Below are 22866 nucleotides of genomic sequence, written 5' to 3' on the forward strand. Positions count from 1 at the left end.
CGCCGCCTGTGTCACAGCCGAGCCATCCGCAGCATGCCGACGGGCGAACCTCCCTTTCGAGAATCAACATGAACGATCGACTTGATCCATCCGAGGCCCGCCTCATCGCTCCCGAATCATCGGTCCCGCCCGACGCGCGCCGCTGGCTCTGGAAAGGCATCGCAGCAGCGGTGCTGGCTGCGCTCGCCGTCGGCGCGTATCGCTATCACGACTCGCGATCAGCCCCGGTCGCTGCACCGCCGCCGCCCTCTGTGTCGGTCAGCGCGCCGTTGCAGCGGGATATCGACAGCCGGCTCGGCTTTCTCGGGCAGTTTTCCGCGGTAGACAAGGTGGAGTTGCGCGCGCAGGTCGGCGGCACGCTCGCGAAGATCGACTTCAAGGACGGCGACATCGTGCATCGAGGCGACGTGCTGTTCGAGATCGATCCGGAGCCGTATCAGATTCGCCTCGCGCAGGCGACGGCGCAACTTGAAGCGGCCAATGCGAAGCTTGCGCTCGCCACGCGGCAACTGGCACGCGCGCAGGAACTGCAGAGCTCGGAAGCGGGTACGGTGGAAAACGTCGATCAGCGCGTCGCCGATCTTCACACGGCGCAGGCCGCCGTGAATGATGCCAATGCGGCGATCCGCGATGCAAAGTTCGATCTCGGCCGCTGCCGGATCGTCGCGCCGTTCACCGGCCGCATGGGTACGCATCTGGTATCGGTCGGCAATCTGGTGTCGGGCAGCCGGGCGGGCAGCGGACCGACCACGCTGCTCGCCACGATCGTGTCGATTGACCCCGTGTATCTCGACTTCGACATGAGCGAGAACGACTTCGCGACCTTCCAGCGCGCGCACGAAACGCAGAAAGGGCCCCTCGCCAGCACGGTTTACGTGTCGCCGACCGGCGATGCGGGCTTCAGCCGTCAAGGCACGCTCAACTTCATCGACAATTCGCTCGATCGTTCGAGCGGCACGATTCACGCACGCGCGACCGTACCGAATCGCGATCTGACGCTGACGCCAGGCGGCTTCGCGCGCATCAGGCTCGCGGTGTCTGGGCCGCAAACGGCGCTGCTCGTTCCGGACGCCGCCGTGCTGGCCGATCAAACCGATCACATGGTTTTCGTAGTCGGCAAGGACGGCGTCGCGACGCCGCGACGCGTGCAGATCGGCGATTTGCGCGGCGGCTTGCGCGTGATTCGCGCAGGCCTCACGCCGAACGACTCGGTGATCATCGACGGCATTCCGGCAGTTCGGGCCGGCGGAAAGGTGTCGCCGCACGCTGGCGCTATCCGATACGTGACGCAGCAGAACGACGGCGGAGAACACTCGTGAGAATGACCCACTTCTTCATCGAGCATCCGCGCTTTGCCGCAGTGCTCAATATCTTCGCCGTGCTGATCGGACTCGTGACGATGGTGTCGCTGCCGATCGCGCAATATCCGAACATCGTGCCGCCGACCATCCAGATTACGACAGCGTTTCCGGGCGCGTCGGCGGACACCATCGCGCGCACCGTCGCCACACCGCTCGAACAGGCGATCAACGGCGTCGAAAACATGGACTACATCACCAGTCAATCGACCGGCAACGGCTTGCTGACTATCACAGTAATCTTCAAGGTCGGCACCGATGCGAATCTTGATCTGATGCTTACGCGCAATCGCGTGGAAGACACGCTGTCGCGTCTGCCGGAAGAGGTGCAACTGCAAGGCGTGCAGGTGAAGAAGACGATCCAGGCGCTGCTGCTTGGCGTACATGTTTACTCGCCGGACGGCTCGCGCAGCGCCGAATACATGGCGAACTACATGCTGCGCATTCGCGACGAAATCGCGCGTTTGCCCGGCGTCGCGGATTTCCAGCTGTACGGCGACCGCCAGTACGCGATGCGCGTCTGGATCGATCCGGACAAGGCTGCGGCCTACAACATCAGCGCCGGCGAAATTCTCGCCGCACTGCGCGCGCAGAACGCATCGGTGTCCGCCGGCACGTTGAACGCCCCGCCGGTCACCCAGAACGGCGCCGCGTATCAGATCAACGTCGATACGCTGGGCCGGCTCGCCACACCTGAACAGTTCGGCGACGTGATCGTCAAGTCGGATCCGAACGGCCGCGTCACTCGCATCCGCGATATCGGGCGCGTCGAACTTGGCTCGGTCGATTACGGTTCAAAGGCGTATGCGGACCGCTTTATCGGCACGCCGTGGTTCGTGGTCGCGACGCCCGGCACCAACGTCGTGCAGCTCGAACACGCGATCTGGGCCAAGATGGCGGAGCTCAAGAAGAGCTTTCCGCCCGGCATCGATTACATCGACATTTACGATCCGACCACCTTCGTCGGCCAGTCGATCGAAGAAGTCGTGAAGACGATATTCATCGCCGTGCTGCTGGTCGTGGGCGTCGTCTATCTGTTCCTGCAGAACTGGCGCGCGACCATCATCCCGGTCGTCGCGATTCCGGTCTCGCTGGTCGGCACGTTCTCGATCCTGTCGCTGTTCGGCGCATCGATCAACAATCTGTCGCTGTTCGGGCTCGTGCTCGCGGTCGGCATCGTGGTGGACGATGCGATCGTCGTGGTGGAAAACGTCGAGCGCAACATGGCACTTGGCATGTCGCCGCGCGAGGCCGCGCATCAGACCATGAACGAAGTGTCGGCGGCGCTGATCGCGATCGCACTGACGCTGTGCGCGGTGTTCGGGCCCGCCGCGTTGATGTCCGGCATCACCGGCCTCTTCTTCAAGCAGTTCGCCATCACGATCGCAGCGTCGACGGTCATCTCCTGCTTCGTGTCGCTCACGCTGAGTCCGGCGCTTTGCGCAGTGCTCCTCAAGCCGCACGATGCGGAACACGAGCAGCGCGGCAAGACGGGCGTGCTGAACCGTCTGCACGATCTCGTATTCGACAACTTCAACTCGGCGTTTACGTGGCTTTCGTCGCGCTACGGCGATCTCACTGGACGCTTCGTGCGCGCGACCACGGTAATCCTCATCGTGTACGCGGGCCTGATCGCGGCGACCGGCTTCCAGATGTCGCGCATGCCGACGGCGTTCATTCCCGATCAGGACATTGGCTATCAGGCGATCATCGCTTTCCTGCCGCCAGGATCGAGCCTCGAGCGCACCGACGCGGTGGTCCGCGAGGTCAACGACATCGCGCTGAACACGCCCGGCATCGAGCACACGTCGCCGGTCTCGGGACTCGACGTGACGACCGGCACCATCGCGCCCAACGTCGGCACTGTCTTCGTCGGCTTGCCGTCACTGTACGGCAAGCATATTCGCGGCGTGTCCGCGTCGACCATGCTGGTTACGCTGAGAAAGCGGCTGTCGGCCGTGAAGGACGCGGTGGTGATCGTTGTGAATCCGCCGCCGGTGCAGGGCCTCGGCGCGGCGGGCGGCTTCAAGCTGATGCTGGAGGATCGCGGCGGAGTCGGATCGCAAGCGCTCGCGCAGGCGGCCAATGCGCTCGTCGCGGCGGCGAACAAGGATAAAACGTTCGGCGGCGTGTTCACGCTCTACAACGCGGGATCGCCATCGGTGTACGCCGATATCGACCGGCTCAAGGCGGAGAAAGTCGGCCTCACGCCCACCGACGTGTTCTCGACGATGGAGCTGTATCTCGGTTCGCAGTACGTGAACGACTTCAACTACCTGGGCCGCACGTATCAAGTGCGCGTGCAAGGCGACGAGGATTTCCGGCGTTCTCCCGACGATCTGGGTCGCCTGAAAGCGCGCAACGCCGTGGGCGAAATGGTGCCCATCGGCACGGTCGCGACCTTCAAAAACACCACGACGCCCTATCGCGTGCCGCGCTACAACCTTTATCCGGCCGCCGAAATCATGGGCGCGGCTGCGCCGGGCGTCGCGTCAGGCGATGCGATGGATCGCATGGAGCAACTCGCCGCGCAGGTTTTGCCGAACGGCGTCACGTTCGAATGGACCGATCTCGCGCATCAGCAGAAAGAGCAGACGACGTCGCCGTTGATGATCTTTGCGGCATCCGCGCTATTCGTGTTTCTCGTTCTCGCGGCGCAATACGAAAGCTGGAAGACGCCGCTCGCGATCGTGCTGATCGTGCCGATGTGTCTGCTCGCCGCCGCCATCGGCCTGAACATTCGCGGCATGCCGATCGACATTCTCGCGCAGATCGGATTCGTGGTGCTGGTCGGACTCGCCGCGAAGAACGCGATCCTGATTGTCGAATTCGCGAAGCAGCGGCAGGAGGAAGACGGCGTCGGCGCGGAGGATGCGGCGGTACACGCGGCGCACGTGCGGCTGCGCCCGATCCTGATGACGTCGCTGGCCTTCATTGCGGGTGTCGCGCCGCTTGCGGTGGCTTCGGGCGCGGGCTCGGAGATGCGCCAGTCGCTCGGCACGGCAGTGTTCTTCGGCATGCTCGGCGTGACGATCTTCGGGCTGGCGTTCACGCCCGCGTTCTACGCCTTCGTCCGCAAGCTCGGCGTGCGCGACCCCAAACCATTGCCGCGCAAGCTCGGCACCGGAGAAGTCAAATGAAGCCCACGTTGAAGTCGCTGACGGCAGGCGTGATCGCCGGCGCGTTGCTGTCGGCTTGCGCAGTGGGGCCGGACTACGTTGCACCGACGACGGACCTCGCGCCCTTTCACAACACCGACGCGCTGGCGAGCCGCAAACCGCCTTTACCTGCACCGCCGCTCGATCGCTGGTGGACCGGCTTCAACGATCCGGAACTCGAGAAGGTCGTGCAGCGAGCGCTCGACCAGAATCTCGGTTTGCAGGCGGCGATCGCGCGCGTGAGTCAGGCACGCGCGGCGGCCCAGGCGGCAGGCGCGCAGTTGTTGCCCACCGTCGATGCCGGCGCGTCCGCGACGTTCCTGCATCAAAGCACGACGAGTCCGCTTGGCGCGCTGGCGAGCGCGTTTCCCAACTACAGCCGCGATCAGCGCGAGTACGTTGTGGGCGCGACGGCGAGCTGGGAGATCGATCTCGCCGGCGGCTTGCGGCGCGCACGCGCCGGCGCTCGCGACGAGGAACAGGCCGCCGAGGCGGACCAGCTTGGCACGCGCGTCACGGTCGTGGCCGACGCGGCGGACGCCTACCTGCAGATTCGCGGCTTGCAGGCGCGCATCGCCGTCGCGCAGGATCAGATCGATACCGATGCACATCTGCTCGAACTGGTGCAAGCGCGCAAACGCGCGGGCGCGGCCACCGAACGCGAAGTCGCGCAGGCGGAAGCGCTCTACCGGCAGGCGCGTTCGTCGATGCCCGCGTTGCGCGTTGGGCTCGAAGCGCAACTGAACCGGCTCGACGTGCTGATGGGCGCGCAACCCGGCACCTACGCCGCCGAACTCGGCGCAAACAGCGCGGCGATTCCGGCAGTACCCGCTATCGGCACCGGAGATCAACCGGTCGACGTGTTGCGGCGGCGGCCCGACATCATCGCGGCGGAACGGCGCCTTGCGGCATCGAACGAGCAGATCGGCGTCGCCATCGCCGATTACTACCCGAAGATCTCACTATCCGGCGCGCTCGGCTTCGACAGCATCACGAGCAACCATCTGTTCAGCGCGAAGTCGTTCCAGCCCCTCGGCACGGGCGCGCTGCAATGGCGGCTATTTGATTTCGGCAAAGTCGATGCGCAAGTGAAGCAGGCGCGCGGTGCTTATGCCGAAGCGCTCGCCCAATACCGCCAGGCCGCGTTGAAGGCGACCGAAGACGTCGAGGACGCATTCGTGACGCTCGCGCAAACCGAAGTGCGCACGCAGGAGTTGCAGCAGGAAGTGACCGCGCTCGTGAAGTCGCGCGATCTGTCGGAGCGTGCATATCGCGCAGGATCGATCACGTTGACCGACGTGCTCGATGCCGACCGGCAACTGCTGTCCTCCCGCGACGATCTCGATGCGACCCGCGCTGATGCGGCGCGCGCGGCCGTCAGAACTTTTCGGGCGCTCGGCGGCGGCTGGGACACGCCGCAACAGGTCGCGCAAACGCTGAAACCGGCGCAGTCGCCGTAACACGGGACGACGCGCCGATGCACCCCTTCATCACACCAGGAGACGAAGCATGCGGAGAAACACTGAACTGCTGAGCGCGATCCTTTCCTTCATGCAGGAAGACAAGGACCCGACGCAATGCTGCAAGGATATTGAGACCGCCGTCGGCACGTCCGAGGGGCACACCTGGCCGGAGGTGCGGCTGCATCTGGCGCTGCTGAAGGACATGGGCCTCGTCACCGAATGTACGACGCCCGCCGAATATCGCCTCACGAGCGCGGGTTACGACGTGGTGGAAAGCGAAAATCCCATCGAGCGCATGAAGCTATGGACGCAGACCGCAGGCGGCGCCAATACGCCGGTCGCGCCGACGTTTTCAAGCTCGCGCCATCCGCTGCCGCCAGCCTTGCGCAGCCAGCGACAAACGTAACCTCACCAGATGTCGAGGAACTGTTTCCCAATGCCAGCCGGTAGTACGGCAACAGCGGCTTACCTATAGTTTCGTCACGCAACCGAACCCGCAGCAAAGAGAGCCACCGATATGGACCGCCGACTACTCACACTCGCGCTGGGCACGTTCGCCCTCGGAACAGACAGCTTCGTATTCGCGGGCATCCTGCCCGAACTCGCCCATTCGTTTGACACCAGCATTGGCGGCGTCGGGCAGCTGATCACCGCCTATGCGATCACCTACGCGCTTTTGGGACCGACGATCGCCGCGCTTGCAGCGCACGTCGGACGCAAGTGTTTGCTGCTGAGCGGCATCGGCTTGTTCGTGGTAGCCAATCTCGGCACCATCGTCGCGCCGAATCTGACCATCGCGCTCGTCACGCGTGCGCTCGCCGGACTCGGCGCCGCGATGTTTTCGCCGACCGCGAGCGGCACGGCGGCGATGCTGGTCCCGCCCGAGCGACGCGGCTATGCGTTGTCGGTCATTGTGGCCGGCCTGACTACCGCGACCGCGCTGGGCTCGCCTCTTGGCGCAGTGATCGGCGGCTTCGTCAGCTGGCACTGGACGCTCGTGCTGGTGGCCGCGCTTGGCGCGGGCGCGTTCGTCGGCATCTGGGCCTTCCTGCCAGACGTGCCGCTGCCGCCCGCGATCTCGCTTGCGCAACGGCTCTCACCGCTCACGGATTCCCGTGTGGGCCTCACGCTCGCCGCGACGGTGCTCGCGCAGATCGGCACGTTCATCATCTACAGCTATTTCTCGGTCGTATTCGACCGGGCCACGCATCACGATCCGGCCGTGCTCGGTGCTCTGCTAGTGTTGTGGGGACTCGCCGGCACGGCGTCGAACCTGCTGACCGGCCGCGTGCTGGACCGCATCGGCTCGCGCAAGGTGGTCATCGTGATGATGGCTGCGGTCGCCGCGGTGATTTTGACAATGCCGTGGTCTGGCGCGCACCTATGGAGCGCGGCAATCGCCGTCACGGTTTGGGGTGCCTGCGCCTGGGGCGTGCTCGTTCCTCAGCAGTTCAGACTCGCGAGCCTCAATCCGCCGATGACCGCCGTGCTGGTCGGGCTGAATACATCGGCGACGTATGTGGGCGTGTCGATCGCCGGCGGCATCGGTGCGTGGATGATCCCGGTGATCGGCAGTCATAACCTGGGTTATCTGTCGGGCGCGCTGGTGCTGCTTGCGCTTGTCGTTTCCGAACTCGCTACCTGGAGGATCCAGCATGTCGCGCGCTCGAAGCCTGCGAAAGAAGTGCTGACTGCCTGATCCGACTTTTCACTCAACTGAATATGGAGCACACCATGTCTAGCGTCGCCGCATTCCGCAAGCTGCACGACAATACCGTTCCGCTTCGTTTGGCCAACGCGTGGGACGCAGGCAGCGCGCGGTTGATCGAATCCCTTGGGGCAAAGGCAGTCGCCACGACAAGCGCCGGTTTCGCATGGGCGCTTGGTTATCCAGACGGCCGTCAGTTGCCGCCCGACGAAGTTGTGGACGAAGTCCGCCGCATCGCGCGCTTGCTGAAGGTACCGCTTACCGTCGACATCGAAAACGGCTACTCGGACGACGCAGCGAAGGTCGCGCAGTTCGTCATGCGGCTCGTCGATCTCGGCATAGCGGGCATCAATATTGAAGACGGCCGGGATGCGCCGCCCGTGCTCGAACGCAAGATCGCCGCGATCAGCGATGCGGTGGCGAAATCAAGCAACGATCTGTATATAAACGCGCGCAGCGACGTGTTTCTCGCAAGTCTGGTCGACAAGTCGAAACTGGTCACCGAATCGATCGCGCGGGGCAAGCGTTACATCGATGCGGGTGCGGACGGCCTGTTTTTGCCGGCGCTTTCGAACCCGAAAGACATCGAGGCGATCGTGGCCGCCATCGACGCCCCGCTGAACGTGATGGTCGTGCCCGGTCTCGCGGATGCGAAAACGCTTGGCCAGCTGGGCGTGCGCCGTCTGAGCGCGGGCGGCGCGGTCGCGCAGATCGTCTTTGATGACGCGAGGACGCTCGTCAAGCGTTTTCTGGAAGACGGCAGTTCGGAGCCGCTCGGGAAAGGGATGGCGTACGCCGAGATTCAAAGTCTATTCGCGCAAAAATGCTGAACTGGCGGTCGCGGTGGCGCTCAACCCCGGAAAAGTCCAAACCGATGGCGCGCCCGGTCCGCTTTCAGACCGGGCGATGAAAGCTTTGAGGGCGAGCCGGTATCAGCTCGGGTGGTGCCCCGTGTCGGCAGCGCCCTTCGCGTAGGCAATGCATTGCCTCGCGAGGACTTCAGTCGGGTCAACCAGTTGCACGCGCCCGCCGTTACGGTCGACGAATTCGCCAGCGGGAAGGAGAATCGGCAGCTCTGTGCATCCGAGGATGACGACGTCAACCCCGTCGGCAATCAGCCCTTCGACTGCCGCGATGATGTCTTGCTGACACTGACCCGTCGTAAAACCTGCCTTGACGCCGTTCTTTCCGTAGATGGCGTCCATCACCCGCGCCTGCAACGCGGCGCCAGGGGCAATCTGGTGCAGGCCCTGCGATTCGAGAGCCTCCTGGTATACCCCGCTGCCGATCGTGCCTGATGTCGCCAGCACGCCGACATCGCGCAAGCCGGGAAAGGATTCACGCAGGTAGCGAACGGTGAGGGTCAGCATGTTGACGATAGGTATCCCGAGATACGGCTGGATCCGGTCAACGAACGCATGCGCGGTGTTACAGGGGATTGCGATAATGTCTGCGCCACCGTCTTCCAGTTTTTTGCACGTGGCATAGAGCGAGACGGTCGGGTCCACCCCCTCACTGATAAGGTTCTCTGACCGGTCGGGAATCTGCGGATTATGCTCAACCAGCAGCTTGATGTGATCCTGATCGCGTGACGCCGGCGTATGGCGGATGACCTTGTTAAGGAAATCGACCGTCGCAGCAGGGCCAACGCCACCCACCACGCCGACCTTGAAGACGGGAGCAGGCGAACCGGGACTGCCGGAGACGACATACTGCGCATACGCCATGTTGGAATCGACAAGTGGCACCTGCAACTGACCGATTTCCCCGGCGACGAGCGCGATTTCCGTCATGCCCGGCACGATGACGTCGACGCCCTGATCCACGAGGCTTTCGCACGCGGCGCGCAGCAACGCCACAGGGCGGCCACGAAGATTACCGCTCTTGATACCATCGGTGCCGTAAATGGCTTCGGTTACCGTATCGGTATCGTCGGCAGTGTGCGGATACACCACCTCGAATTCGGGGGCGGCGAAATACCGTTCAAAGAGCCGCTTGCCACGAATGTAATCGGATGCGAGAACGCCGATACGCTTTGCGGCCGGGAACTTTCGCCGCACGTGGCTGCGAACCGCTTCGACGATATCGACAATCGGCAGGCTGGTGTTTGCTCTCAGTTCGTCGATAAACGTATGACTCAGAAAACATGGGAGCACGGCCATCGTTACCCCGCGCTTCTCGAAATCGCGGATCATGTCGAAGATGTAGAGCTTGCGCTCCGTCGTCGCAGTACTACCCGCCCCCTTAAACGGGCGCTGCTCGAAGATAACTTCGGCGTGCTCCGCATCGGAGGACGCCGGCGTCGCCTTCACGATCTTGAAGAACACATCGGCACTTGCTAGCGGGCCCAGTCCTCCGACTACACCCAGCTTGCGCCGGCTTTCCGCCACAGTCGCGCTCATTGTGCACGGGCCTCCGCCTGCTCGAAGGAGGTGTTCGTCGATTTTGCTTCGCGCGCAGCTTCCCATTTCGCGATCACAGCAGTCGCAACGCTATTGCCAATGACGTTGGTCATCGTGCGCCCCATATCGAGAATCTGGTCGATCGCCAGGACCAGCGCAACACCGGCGACGGGCAGATGAAACATCGGCGCAACGGCCGCAACGACGACCACCGACCCGCGCGGCACACTTGCCATACCCTTGCTGCTCAACATCAAAATCAGCAGCATGAAAATCTGCTGCGACACTGGCATGTGGACGCCAAAGGCCTGCGCAATGAAAATCGCCGCGAACGCCTGATACATCATCGAACCGTCCAGGTTGAATGCGTAGCCCAGCGGCAACGTGAAACCGACCACCTTCTTGTCGACACCGAACTTCTCCAGTTGCTCGGAAAGTCGCGGATATGCAGCCTCGCTGCTTGCTGTCGAGAATGCAATCATCGCGGGTTCACGCACTGCCTTCAGCAGACTACCCACCTTGCGGCCGAGGAACACGTAACCGATTGCGATGAGAATTGCCCAGAGGACCAGCAGCCCGAGGTAGAACGAACCGATGAGCTTGCCGTAGGTGTAGATCACGTCAAGGCCACGCAGCGTCACAGACGAAGCAATGGCACCAAAGACACCAAGCGGCGCAGCACGCATGACGTAGTTCGTGAGCCGAAGCATCACAGGGACCATTCCGTCGATCGCCTGGATAACGATCCCGACGCGCGGGTCGCGCTTCAGTGCACTAAGGCCGACGCCAAGAAAGAGTGAGAAGACGAGAATCTGCAGAATGTCATTGCGCGCCATCGCATCCAGCAGGCTTGTCGGGAACGCGTGCGTGATGACGTCCTTGACGTTCAGTGCGGCCGTATTGAGCCCCGTGTTCACTTCGCTGGAGCTTTCGGTCAGATGCAGACCTGCGCCGGGTTGCAGCACGTTCGCCATGACGAGCCCGAGTGCCAGCGAGATGAGCGATGCGCTGATGAACCATCCCACCGAGCGCAGCCCGATCCGGCCAACATCGTCGCCGCTATCCATCCCCGCCAGCCCCGACACGAGTGTGACGAACACCAGCGGCGCGATGATCATCTTGATCAAACGCAGGAAAATATCCGTGACAATGGAGAAGTAGCCGGCGACCGCTTTCAACGTGGCGGGCTCAGCAATGTTCGTGTGGCACGCGTAGCCAGCTCCGACTCCAAGGAGCATCGCTATCGCGATGCTCAGGGTAAGGCGATTCTTCATGGTCATCCGTCCTGTAGCGGCGTGGACGATGGAAAGCGACAGCCACGCGCGGGAGAAGAAATGAAAGCAACGCTGGGAGCGGCACTTTCACCGTAGAACGGATGGTAGGGGCGTTCAAAAATACGTTAATGCTGTTAAGACATGCTCCCATGCGAAACTCGCATAACGCGGGAGAACCCTATTCCAGCGTGGCGGAGCCGGCGCGCAGGTGATGCCACAGCGTGTCCAGGAATTCGCTGCGATTCGTTGAATCACGATAGGCGCGCAGTTCCACCTGCAGGTGCCAGCTCGCCGGCCCTGCCGGTACGAGGTCGCCATCGGCAAGTTCTTTCGTAATCGTGCTTTTGGGAAGCCAGGCCACGCCTTCCCCTTCCATGACGAGTTTCTTCAGGACTTCGGCCATGTCGGACTCGTAGTGCAGCCGTAACGACAGCGAATCTGAGGCTCGCTTGAGCAGCAGTGCCTGACACCGCCCGAAGTAGCTGGTTTCCGTGTAGGAGATGAGAGGTAGCGGGCGTTGCTTCGTTCCGGGCAAGCGGAACCTGGGTGCTGAACGCTCGTTTGACCTGCTGGTTGGCATCAGCGTATCAAGACCAACGGTGACATGCTCGTACCTCGCGGCATCGAGATGGAGGGGAAGCTCCGGATGATGATAGGCAAACATCAGTTCGCAGTTTCCGTTCACGAGCATGAGAATCGAATCGTGAACGTTCGTCGGAATGACGCGCGCCCGCACCTCCCCGAATTGTGGGGCGAGTGCCTTGAGCCACGTCGGAAGGAAATTCAGCGCTATCGTGTGTCCCGCACAAATCTGCAGACTCTTGCCCGCAATGCGCTGCTCGGTGCGGATGATGGCGCGCGTATCGAGAAGCCGGGCGAGAACATCGTCGGCGACTTCGCGAAACAGCTGACCCGCGGGCGTCAGGACGGGCGGAAAGCTGCTGCGGTCGATCAGTTCAGCGCCGACCCATTGTTCGAGGGATTGAATTCTGCGGCTGAACCCGGATTGCGTGACATTGCGAAATTCAGCCGCGCGGGAAAAGCTCTGGTACTGGGCAAGCGCGATGAAATCTTCAATCCATTTGATTTCCATGTTGGCCTTCGGACCGTATTCGGAATTGTCGATTTTAGCCGCACCGCGGCTTGGGGATCGTTCGGCTGCAGATGCCAGCTCACCGGACGTCCACGTTCCGGTGCTGATCGGTGCCGGGCATCATCCGAGGCACTGAAGATGCGTCGGGCGAGGACGACCAGCAAATGTTCATCCACTGCTTATGCGGAGCCGACGCTCCAATGTCCGCGAAGGGCTTTGAGGTGGCCGCGTCCTCTCGCAACCGCTTCTCCAAATGTCGCCCATGAAGAAACGGCTGGCGCAGGTCGCCTCCGTTCGCCTGTCGCTGCGTCGCATAACCGGCTACCGGATCAATTCTATGCAAACATGATCGGCATGTTGCATGAGCATATAGCCAGCAATACTTACGATGCTACGGAAAACAACGTCAACGCTCCCATGCAGTCGCGGGACCGCCTGTTCCAGCATGAGTCGATCTACCATGCAATCCGGGATGGTAATCCGGACGCGGCGCAGCACGCGATGTTCGTACACATCGATTATGTTGGGAAGCAGTTCAACTTATGAGTCAGACGGCCGAAATTGCGCGGTATTGGCAAGCGGTGTCAGGGGCGGGGTGGCATCCGATCGACAGCGTTGCCAGGCGCCGCACCTGGAAACAGCGACAGCCGGAGTCCAATGAGTGCATGCAGCGCACCTTTGCGCAGCTTGTAGCCGGGTGCATCCGGATCGGCCGCGAAGTTGGCCATGATCCGCGCGATGGCGGCATCAACGTCGATTGCAAGTGTCAGCGGTACGCTTTGACGGTGACCCGATTCGACACACCGTTCATAGTGCGACCGAACGTCGTCGAGCACCCGGTTTAACACGACTGGCAACCCTCCGGGAAACTTGCCCGAGAGTCTGCGGAGGTCGAGTGTATTGAGCGCGATGCGCATGTCGCGCAGGCTTTCAATCGACGGATCGGTGTAGTCCTCGCTTGGCGCCACGCGTGGAATAAGCTGCATGAGACGGTCGAGCATGCGCGCGTTCAGATCGCGTTGCTGATCGACTGATAGCGTGGACCCGCTCAAAATGACATCCCTCCAGCTGGACCGGGTCAGTCGCGCCGCCGCGGCATCTGCTCCGAACGGGCGGATTACTCCCGTCATCAACGAAGCGAAGAGCACCCCGGCCAGCCCTGCCAGATTGGCATTCAGGAAGTTGAGAATGTTCGCGTCATAGGCGCTATCGATACCGAGAAAGGTCGCGGTCGTCAGCGAAACAAGGGTCGATCTCAACGCCCATTTCGGGCGAGGCATCAATAGTCCAAGTGGAACGAAGACGAAAGAAAAGAAAATGACCAGCACCGGAAAGTCCTGGCCACTCGGTAACACGAGGAACAGATAGAACGCTGAAATGATAACGCCCATCGTCGCACACCTGACGAAAGTGATCATCATCGGCACGGGCTCATCGAGTGCGGCGAAAAAGCAGACGCCGATAGCGCCCAACGAGACAGCCGCCGCACCGTCCTGCCAGCCGGAAGCGATCCACAGGCACGACAAAACGAAAACGACGAGTCCCGCCGAGAAGGCGGAGAATAAGGCAAGACCTCGGTCGAGAAACGCGTGCCGGGTGCCGACCCGCCAATGCCGGAAGCGCGGCCGCCAGTTCCCTCGTTCGTGAACGATGATAAGGCGCAGGGTCCGGCAATCGACCCAAAGATCCACCAGCTGCCGCAACCGCCAGAGCGCGCTGGATGACAGCGCCGCCTGCCAGGTCGTCAGTTCGTTACGGGCCGATTCCAGTTGCGCAATACGCATCCGTAATAGTGGCGCCTCGCGCTCCGGGTCCTCGCTGAGCGGCGCGTCCATCCAGCGTCCGATATCGCGCAGCAGTTCACCGATGCCTGCGGGCGTGTCGGAGCCCGATTTCCGCGCGGCCGCGAGTACGTCCGCGAGCGCCGACGTGATCGGCAGTATCAGCTCCATCCGGCCTTGAAGTTCCTCGCTGCGCGCGAGTATCGCGGGGTTGGCGTGATCGTACGCCAGCTGGCTCAACAGCAACTCGAAGCCGCGCGCACTCGACGCCATCTTTTGACGGCTTCCCGAAACCAGCGCTCCCGCAACCCGGCCATCCAGCGACTCTTTAAGGTAGAGGGTGGCCTCGCGGAACCACGAGTCGGTTCGCTCGATCAGCGTTGGCGCGAGCCGGTTCGGGAAAAGAACGCTGCCGACGATGCTCGCGCAGACGATGCCAAGCGTGATTTCTTCGGTCCGCGCCACTGCAACATCGAAGATGGTCAGTGGGTTCGACAAGGCTGGCAGAGCAATGACGGACAGCGAATAACTGGCGAGCAGGAACACGTAACTGCGCGCGGCTCGCGTCGAGATCGAAATGTACACGAACACGCTTGTCCATAGCGCTATGAGCGCGCTCAACAGATAAGGCGTCTCCGCGAATGGCGGCACGAGGGCGACGGAGGCAAGCGCGCCAAGCACGGTACCGAGCACGCGGTATAGCGCCTTTGATCGTGTCGCTCCGACAAACGGGTTCGATACGATATAGACCGATGCCAACGCCCAGTATGGCCTCGGAAGGTCGAAGTAGAACGCGATGTAAAGCGCGAGCATCCCTGAGAGAAAGGTCTTTAGCGAAAAAATCCAGTCACGTAGCGAGGGGAGTTTCATCGGAAAGATCGCGTTGGGATGAGTCTCTCTCCCGGCAGGTCGGGTTGGGCTCGCAGTGAAACGACCAACAAGTGTGCTACGTTTCGCCGGAATCTGGGTGGTCAATCGCACCTGGCTGCGTGCGCGTCGAGGCCGCAAGGCCGTGGACACACTGCCGCGCCGCGCAAAGTATGCCGCCTCACTTGTCGGGTTTGTGCACCGCTTGCGGATTCGTGCGCCTGAGGCCTTGCGAACGGTCGCTTATGTCCATGTAACAACGTTCGACATTGCGGATTGAACGACCGCTACCTGGCCATAACCGACGCCTCCATGTCTGAGCAACGGGGCCAGCGGAAGACTCTTCATGGCCGACTGCACGCGCCCGCCCCGCATAACTCGCTGGCGTGACCCGGATGACCGCAATGGTCGCCGGACAAGGGCCGTTGACTGCCTTAGGACCAACGACGCGGGAGATCCGCCTCTCCAGCGAAGCTCCGAGGCAAAAGAGACTATCGTTAACTCCAAACGATCTAGCCGGTGGAACCGTTGGCATGTCTGGAGCTTTTTTCGACTGGGAGTCTTAATGGAAAATCGTATCCATCATTCATATCTCGTGTCCAAAGTGATGCCGGCCGAGCAGGCGGCGACTCAGATTCGACCGGGTATGACCGTCGCCATGAGTGGGTTTACCGGGGCGGGATATCCCAAAGCGGTGCCTTTAGCATTGGCCGTACAGATCGAAGCCGCGCATGCCCTCGGAGAAAAATTTGCTATTCGAATACTGACCGGCGCCTCCACCGCTCCTGAACTCGATGGCGCGCTCGCGAAGGTGGGAGGCATTGAATTCCGCTTGCCCTATCAGTCCGATCCGGAATTGCGTGCCCGAATCAATCGCGGCGAGATCGAGTATATGGATATCCACTTGGGACAGGTAGCGCAGTACACCTGGTTTGGCTTCCTGGGTAAGCTGGATGTGGCAATCATTGAGGTTGCCGGAATATTGCCTGACGGGCGTTTGATTCCATCGACCTCCATAGGCAACAACAAGACGTGGCTTGACCTGGCTGACAAGGTGATCATCGAAGTGAATTCGGCCCAACCAGCCGGGCTGGATGGCATGCACGACGTCTATTACGGCACCGCCCTTCCCCCGGACCGCAAGCCTATTCCATTAGTTCAGCCTGGAGACCGTATTGGCGAGCCGTACTTGCGGGTCGATCCAGCGAAGGTGATCGCTGTCGTGGAAACTCACGGTCCGGATCGTCTGAGCCGATTTTCCCCGCCCGATGAAACCAGCATCCGGATTGCGAATCACCTGGTCGAGTTCTTCCGGCACGAGATCGCGATGGGGCGGCTCGCACAGCAGTTGCTGCCGTTGCAGTCCGGCGTGGGGAATATCGCCAATGCGGTGCTAAGCGGGCTGCGAGATGGGGGATTTCAAGGGCTTACAGCCTTTACGGAAGTCATCCAGGACGGAATGCTGGATCTGATCAGGACCGGAACCATCCTGACCGCATCGGCGACCGCGCTGTCGCTGAGCCCCGAAGGCGTCGAGGAATTTGGCCGAAATATCGAGCTCTATCGCAGCCGCATCGTGTTGCGCCCTCAGGAAATTTCAAACCATGCCGAACTGGTTCGCAGGTTGGGCTGTATCGCCATCAACGGCATGGTCGAAGCCGACATCTATGGCAACGTCAACTCAACCCATGTGGCAGGCACTTCGATTATCAATGGTATCGGCGGATCAGGAGATTTCGCTCGCAACGGGTTTCTGTCGTGCTTCGTCACGCCCAGTACCGCCAAAAATGGCGCGATATCCTGTATCGTCCCGATGGTTAGCCATGTTGACCACACCGAACATGACGTAGCCGTAGTGGTCACCGAGCAGGGGCTCGCAGACCTGCGTGGCTTGTCGCCCAAACAACGCGCGCGCGTTGTCATCGACAATTGCGCTCATCCTGATTACCGTCCGCTACTAGATGACTATTTCGAGCGTGCGCTCCGCAACAGTCCGGGAAAGCATACGCCTCACCTCCTTGGCGAAGCCTTGTCATGGCATGAGCGGTTCATCGAAACCGGCCGGATGAAACCGTGAATACCTAGCCCATCTGTCAGTGCAGAAGGCGCTTGCAGCCCTCAACGCGTAACCGTGAGCACGCGGCGGAGCGACGGGCCGCCCGTCTGGCAAACCTTAAGAAAGAGCGCCCTGCCGAGATGTCGACGCCGCATCGCCGATCGGTCTTATAGGCCAATGGCACTGAGTCGAACGTGGCGTACCGCGAACGGCCGCTTCCAAAGCAAGCGTGGGAGAAGGTTCGGCAATTCAGCCGGACTAGGGCGCCCGCTGAAGGAGGTTCAATACGAAACTGGCCCGCTGCCGGGCATTGCCGCGCTAGCGAGCCAGTTCTTTAAATACGGGCGCGTAAGAGGTGCTGTGCGCTCAGAGGGCGGTGCTCAACGACTGGATGCGTCCGGCAGCCTGTTGGCATTCGGGCATCAACGCATTAGGGATGGTTGTACATCGCATTCCAGTCGGCCTTCGACACGGCCGGGCGTCCTGCGTCAGACGAACCGCTCACCACACCGCCGTAACCGCTCGTTGCACCGTTTTGCGCAGCCACCCTGGCTTCGGCAGCCTGGATGTCGGCGGGGTAAGACGGGTCTTCGCCGTGAGCCGGGTTATAGCCAGCCTTTTCGAGCTGAACCAGTTCAGCACGCACCTGCGCACGGGTCAAAGGTGCATTCGATTGGGCGAACACGGCAACGGGAGCAGCAAGGGCAGCGGCAACGACGACGGCTTGAATAAGGAACTTCATGGTACTTACCTCCAGACTTTGTTTGGTCCTGCTACGAACAGCCCTGTTCGTAATCCAGTGATTGCAGTCTAGGGAAGGTCTGCACAACATGTTTTCATGTGCGCCGATCTTTTTTCACGTTGGGCGTATCGGCCGCAGAGTCTGCCAGCAGGTTGATCGTGCGGCTTTTGAAGCATGATGACCTTCGTTTGCCGAGATTCACGGCCTGATGCGCCGGGCGTTTCACGCTTTGTTTAAAGCCTTGCGCGCCATCCAGAGGTTGCCCAGCGCAAACAGTGTCGTGATCTGCGCGGTGTTCTTCACCAATCCTCGGTAGCGGGTCTTCGTGTAACCAAACTGCTGCTTGAGCACGCGAAACGGATGTTCAACCTTGGCGCGCACGCCAGCCTTCAGGCGCTCAATCTGGTTGTATATCGCGTCCAGACGATTGGTCAGGTCCAGTTGTCGACGCTTGCCCGGTCGCATCGCGACATGCCAGCGTACCGGGTTCGCCTGACATCGCTTTTCTATACCCTGATATCCGGCGTCAGCGTACACATCCTTTTCCTGGCCGTGCAACAACGCTTCGGCCGCATTGATGTCGTGCACGTTGGCTGCCGTACCAATGACGGTGTGGACCAGCCCCGACTCTGCGTCCACGCCGATGTGCGCTTTCATCCCGAAGTACCATTGATTCCCTTTCTTCGTCTGATGCATCTCCGGGTCCCGTTTGCCAGAGCCGTTCTTTGTCGAACTCGGTGCGCTAATCAAGGTCGCATCGACCGCTGACCCTGCCTTCAACATCAAGCCTTTTTCACTCAGGATCTCATTGACCAGGGCGAGCATCTGCGCGGCCAGTCCGTGCGTTTCGAGAAGGTGGCGGAACCGCAGAATCGTGCTTTCGTCTGGCAAACGCGTCATACCTTCGTCCAGCCCCGCAAACTCACGGTACAGCGGCACGTCATAAAGCGCCTCTTCCATCGCCGGGTCCGAAAGCCCAAACCACTGCTGCATGAAGTGAATCTGCAGCATCGTCGCAACCGGAAACGGCGGCCTTCCAGTCTTACCCTTCGGATAGTGCGGTTCGATCAACGCAATCAACCTCGACCATGGCACAACGCGCCTCATCTCATCGAGAAATTCCCGCTTGCGCGTGCGTTTCGTTGAAAGATCCAGGCCAAGACCGAGCTGTGTCATCGAGGAACTCCTTTAATTCCCGTTCTTCCAGGATAGGACAACCAGACTTCGACGCCAGGACTTTTGCAGACCATCCCTAGGTAAGCATGCGCTTAAGATTAAGGCAACTGTCAGGAAGGGATTGTTGCAGGATTTGTGCAAACCTTAATTAGCGATCAGGACTGCGCCCCCCAGAGCCGATCTTCGGAGGGCGGGATAATGAGCCATGGAGGAGACAAGACAGGGTGTAGCCCTTAATCGCCAGAACGCGTTGCGGCACACTGTTCCAGCTTATCGGTTTGCTAGTCGGCAGACGGTTGGCCTCCCACGCAGTGGGCCCTTCGCGGCAGAAGTTTTGCGCGGCGCGTCACAATTGTCGCCAGTTAGCGCACTGGCCTCCTCCTAGGACCTGGCCGAACGGGCCGGGTTTTGTACATACTATTCCCGACTGTGACTCTGCAAATAAACAACACTCCATAACTAAGGATGGTCTGCAAAAGTCCTGGCGTCGAAGTCTGGTTGTCCTATCCTGGAAGAACGGGAATTAAAGGAGTTCCTCGATGACACAGCTCGGTCTTGGCCTGGATCTTTCAACGAAACGCACGCGCAAGCGGGAATTTCTCGATGAGATGAGGCGCGTTGTGCCATGGTCGAGGTTGATTGCGTTGATCGAACCGCACTATCCGAAGGGTAAGACTGGAAGGCCGCCGTTTCCGGTTGCGACGATGCTGCAGATTCACTTCATGCAGCAGTGGTTTGGGCTTTCGGACCCGGCGATGGAAGAGGCGCTTTATGACGTGCCGCTGTACCGTGAGTTTGCGGGGCTGGACGAAGGTATGACGCGTTTGCCAGACGAAAGCACGATTCTGCGGTTCCGCCACCTTCTCGAAACGCACGGACTGGCCGCGCAGATGCTCGCCCTGGTCAATGAGATCCTGAGTGAAAAAGGCTTGATGTTGAAGGCAGGGTCAGCGGTCGATGCGACCTTGATTAGCGCACCGAGTTCGACAAAGAACGGCTCTGGCAAACGGGACCCGGAGATGCATCAGACGAAGAAAGGGAATCAATGGTACTTCGGGATGAAAGCGCACATCGGCGTGGACGCAGAGTCGGGGCTGGTCCACACCGTCATTGGTACGGCAGCCAACGTGCACGACATCAATGCGGCCGAAGCGTTGTTGCACGGCCAGGAAAAGGATGTGTACGCTGACGCCGGATATCAGGGTATAGAAAAGCGATGTCAGGCGAACCCGGTACGCTGGCATGTCGCGATGCGACCGGGCAAGCGTCGACAACTGGACCTGACCAATCGTCTGGACGCGATATACAACCAGATTGAGCGCCTGAAGGCTGGCGTGCGCGCCAAGGTTGAACATCCGTTTCGCGTGCTCAAGCAGCAGTTTGGTTACACGAAGACCCGCTACCGAGGATTGGTGAAGAACACCGCGCAGATCACGACACTGTTTGCGCTGGGCAACCTCTGGATGGCGCGCAAGGCTTTAAACAAAGCGTGAAACGCCCGGCGCATCAGGCCGTGAGTCTCGGCAAACGAAGGTCATCATGCTTCAAAAGCCGCACGATCAACCTGCTGGCAGACTCTGCGGCCGATACGCCCAACGTGAAAAAAGATCGGCGCACATGAAAACATGTTGTGCAGACCTTCCCTAATCTCTGTGCCTCACTGAAATGACAGGCTACGCTCCCTTGATGGTCTTATTGTTCCGAGCGTTGAAAAACTTTCCCAGTCAGCTTACTAATTACTGTGGATTGCTAATGAATAAAGTACTCATTTCCATCGCCGCTGGCGTGCTATTCGCAGCCGGGGCATCGTCGGCATTCGCACAGAGCTCTGTCACGCTGTACGGCATCGTCGATGAAGCCATCCGGTATCAGACGAACGCTGGCCCGGGTGGCAACGACCAGGTCGCCATGACGTCCGGTCCGGAAACCCACAGCCGCTGGGGCTTGAGGGGCAGCGAGGATCTGGGGGACGGCTGGTCCGCAATCTTCCGCCTTGAAAACGGCTTCGAAGCCTTTAATGGGCAACTACACGCCCCTGGCACACTGTTCAGTCGGCAAGCTTTCGTGGGTGTGTCGAACAAAACGTGGGGCTCGCTAACCTTTGGCAGGCAATATGCGCCGGCCTACGACACCTTGGGCGATATCTTTGACCCGCTGACCGTTGGCAACTATTGGCAAAACAGCTGGATGTATAACGGCATCGGCCCTTACCTCGAAGTCAACAACTCGGTCAAGTACAAGGGCAGCTTCGATGGCTTGGATGTCAATGCCCTTTACGGCTTTGGCAACCAGCCGGGCGCGGTCGGTCTCGGCGCCACCTATGCCGTGGAACTGACGTACACGTACGGCCCTGCCATGCTCAACGCAGGCTTCCAGCAGGTCTCCGTTCCGACATCTGCAACTGGCTCGTCGGTTGGCACCAGTGTCGGCAGCTTAATCAATGGCGCCAAGACCAACTTCCTGCACATCAGCGGCGCGTTTCAGGTCACCCACGACATCCGCCTCCTGGCCGGCTGGCTGCGGGGGCAGGACCGGACTGGATTGACCGACAGCTACATGCAGCAATCTGGCGCGCCGACACTGAAGGGGGGCAGCCCCAACCGTATCGACGACACCTATTACGTCGGTGCGAACTGGCACGCCATGCCTGCGCTGCTGTTCACGTTCGCCTACTACTACGGGCAGACTCGCAATGCTGAACTGCTCGACGGCACGCTCGGCAGGGGGGTGAATCAATCGGCTACCGTTCTCGCCGAATACTCGTTCACGAAGCGCACGGAAGTCTACGGGATCACGGACTTCGCGCGCGGCACAGGCGCCTTCTCCGCCGACTACCCCGGCGGGGTCAACGGCCAGGGCGTCCCGACCAACACCATTGGCCGGACCAATCAGGTGGGCGTGGCAATCGGACTTCGCACGATGTTCTAAAGACGCGTTCGTACCCTCCGACGAGGACCCGCGTCGGGTGCACGGGCCAGCGCAACAGCGTCAGCGCGTGCGCCCTTTCTCGATGAGGTGAGTTTCCCACTCGGCGTCTTATTCGTTGCTGTGGCGATCTTGTGCCGAATGCTTTTCTTTGGGCCGGCTTTTTTTGATTGCAGTGTTCTTCGCAGCCGACTCCTTCGCCGGTACCTCAACCTTCTTCGCGGCAATGGTCTTCGCCTCCGGCGTGGCTTCAGTCGCTCCTGCGATCAGAAACCTGCTTCGATCTTTCGCATCAGCAATCCACGCCGGAGCCCGTCCACGGATTCGGTTTACGCAAGCCCGCGAGCTGGGGCACTACATCCTTCCTCGGAAGACCCGAACAAGCTTCGAGTGCACTACCGACGACATGGATGACTGGCAGGCTTACGACCGTGCTATGAAAATGAGCCGACAGGTTCGCAGCAAACCTGTTGATGCCTCTCGATGATTTTCGCAAACAGATATCCAATAGTGTAGATTTCGATCAAATTGGTGTTTGCGCCAGGCGCTACGGCGTCTCTCTAACAGCTGCGGCGTTGCGCTGGGTCGACGCGACCGACGCAAAGCTTGTCCTCGTCTCCTCGGCGGACGGCTTTATTCGCTGGTCGTTTTCGAGCAAATCAGCACGGGAATCGGGAGCGTTCCTCAGGGCACGCAAGAGCGTTGTCGAGGTGCCGTCGGGCTCTCTTGCCGCAGAGGTTAGCGTCACTCGCGAGCCGGAAGGCGTTCCGATCGACGCAAAACTTTGGTTCCCCGATGCCCACGCTAAAACAAAGATCCGAGAGATGAAGATTGCATCGGAGCAGTTTGGAATCTCTCGTTAA

Annotated in this window: 17 protein-coding genes; 11 read left to right on the plus strand and 6 right to left on the minus strand. The window is 60.8% G+C overall.

What is annotated here, in order from left to right:
• Positions 1-68 precede the first annotated feature (68 nt).
• From OH764_RS27365 to OH764_RS27390, 6 genes are all read left to right on the plus strand, one after another.
• Positions 69-1319 (plus strand): efflux RND transporter periplasmic adaptor subunit, encoded by a 1251-nt coding sequence (locus tag OH764_RS27365; protein WP_498849237.1) that lies wholly within the window; start codon positions 69-71, stop codon positions 1317-1319.
• Positions 1316-4498 (plus strand): efflux RND transporter permease subunit, encoded by a 3183-nt coding sequence (locus OH764_RS27370; protein WP_498849238.1) that lies wholly within the window; start codon positions 1316-1318, stop codon positions 4496-4498. The genes OH764_RS27365 and OH764_RS27370 overlap by 4 nt, the downstream gene beginning before the upstream one ends.
• Positions 4495-5976 (plus strand): outer membrane factor lipoprotein domain-containing protein, encoded by a 1482-nt coding sequence (locus OH764_RS27375; RefSeq protein WP_498849239.1) that lies wholly within the window; start codon positions 4495-4497, stop codon positions 5974-5976. The genes OH764_RS27370 and OH764_RS27375 overlap by 4 nt, the downstream gene beginning before the upstream one ends.
• 49 nt (positions 5977-6025) lie before the next feature.
• The gene (locus OH764_RS27380; protein ID WP_498849240.1) at positions 6026-6385 is read left to right on the plus strand and encodes a hypothetical protein; all 360 of its coding nucleotides are present in this window, start codon (positions 6026-6028) and stop codon (positions 6383-6385) included.
• Positions 6386-6496: 111 nt separating this feature from the next.
• Positions 6497-7678 (plus strand): MFS transporter, encoded by a 1182-nt coding sequence (locus OH764_RS27385; RefSeq protein WP_498849241.1) that lies wholly within the window; start codon positions 6497-6499, stop codon positions 7676-7678.
• Positions 7679-7713: 35 nt separating this feature from the next.
• Positions 7714-8517 (plus strand): isocitrate lyase/PEP mutase family protein, encoded by an 804-nt coding sequence (locus OH764_RS27390; RefSeq protein ID WP_498849242.1) that lies wholly within the window; start codon positions 7714-7716, stop codon positions 8515-8517.
• Between the two features lie 102 nt (positions 8518-8619).
• Here OH764_RS27390 and cuyB read toward each other — a convergent pair whose 3' ends face one another.
• The 3 genes from cuyB to OH764_RS27405 form a co-directional block, all read right to left on the minus strand.
• Complete coding sequence (gene cuyB, locus OH764_RS27395) at positions 8620-10089, minus strand: cysteate racemase (protein WP_498849243.1); 1470 nt, start codon at positions 10087-10089, stop codon at positions 8620-8622.
• Positions 10086-11363 (minus strand): dicarboxylate/amino acid:cation symporter, encoded by a 1278-nt coding sequence (locus tag OH764_RS27400; RefSeq protein ID WP_498849244.1) that lies wholly within the window; start codon positions 11361-11363, stop codon positions 10086-10088. The genes cuyB and OH764_RS27400 overlap by 4 nt, the downstream gene beginning before the upstream one ends.
• A 178-nt stretch (positions 11364-11541) precedes the next feature.
• Positions 11542-12456: a LysR family protein gene (locus OH764_RS27405; RefSeq protein ID WP_498849245.1), complete on the minus strand. Its 915-nt coding sequence runs from the start codon at positions 12454-12456 to the stop codon at positions 11542-11544.
• A 345-nt stretch (positions 12457-12801) separates the two neighbouring features.
• On the opposite strand from OH764_RS27405, the gene OH764_RS27410 reads away from it, so the two are divergent.
• Positions 12802-13002 (plus strand): FCD domain-containing protein, encoded by a 201-nt coding sequence (locus OH764_RS27410; protein WP_498849246.1) that lies wholly within the window; start codon positions 12802-12804, stop codon positions 13000-13002.
• Between the two features lie 38 nt (positions 13003-13040).
• On the opposite strand, the gene OH764_RS27415 is transcribed toward OH764_RS27410, so the two are convergent.
• Complete coding sequence (locus tag OH764_RS27415; protein ID WP_498849247.1) at positions 13041-15107, minus strand: FUSC family protein; 2067 nt, start codon at positions 15105-15107, stop codon at positions 13041-13043.
• 562 nt (positions 15108-15669) lie between these two features.
• Between OH764_RS27415 and scpC the strand changes: the two genes are divergently transcribed.
• Positions 15670-17181: an acetyl-CoA hydrolase/transferase family protein gene (gene scpC / locus OH764_RS27420; protein ID WP_498849248.1), complete on the plus strand. Its 1512-nt coding sequence runs from the start codon at positions 15670-15672 to the stop codon at positions 17179-17181.
• Between the two features lie 409 nt (positions 17182-17590).
• On the opposite strand, the gene OH764_RS27425 is transcribed toward scpC, so the two are convergent.
• Complete coding sequence (locus OH764_RS27425) at positions 17591-17902, minus strand: DUF4148 domain-containing protein (RefSeq protein WP_498849249.1); 312 nt, start codon at positions 17900-17902, stop codon at positions 17591-17593.
• A gap of 222 nt (positions 17903-18124) precedes the next feature.
• On the minus strand, positions 18125-19078 hold the full coding sequence (locus OH764_RS27430; protein ID WP_498847679.1) for an IS5 family transposase: 954 nt from the start codon (positions 19076-19078) through the stop codon (positions 18125-18127).
• Positions 19079-19617: 539 nt separating this feature from the next.
• Here OH764_RS27430 and OH764_RS27435 point away from each other — a divergent pair.
• From OH764_RS27435 to OH764_RS27445, 3 genes are all read left to right on the plus strand, one after another.
• A complete protein-coding gene (locus OH764_RS27435) occupies positions 19618-20571 on the plus strand; it encodes an IS5 family transposase (RefSeq protein WP_498847679.1) in 954 nt (317 codons plus the stop codon).
• 259 nt (positions 20572-20830) lie between these two features.
• Entirely contained in the window at positions 20831-22006 is a 1176-nt protein-coding gene (locus tag OH764_RS27440) for a porin (RefSeq protein ID WP_498849250.1), read from the plus strand.
• A 470-nt stretch (positions 22007-22476) separates the two neighbouring features.
• Positions 22477-22866 carry a hypothetical protein gene (locus OH764_RS27445; RefSeq protein WP_498849251.1) on the plus strand — a complete coding sequence of 130 codons (390 nt, stop codon included), beginning with the start codon at positions 22477-22479 and terminating at the stop codon, positions 22864-22866.

Origin of the sequence: Burkholderia sp. M6-3 (assembly GCF_050858985.1) — a bacterium.
Classification (GTDB): domain Bacteria; phylum Pseudomonadota; class Gammaproteobacteria; order Burkholderiales; family Burkholderiaceae; genus Paraburkholderia; species Paraburkholderia caledonica.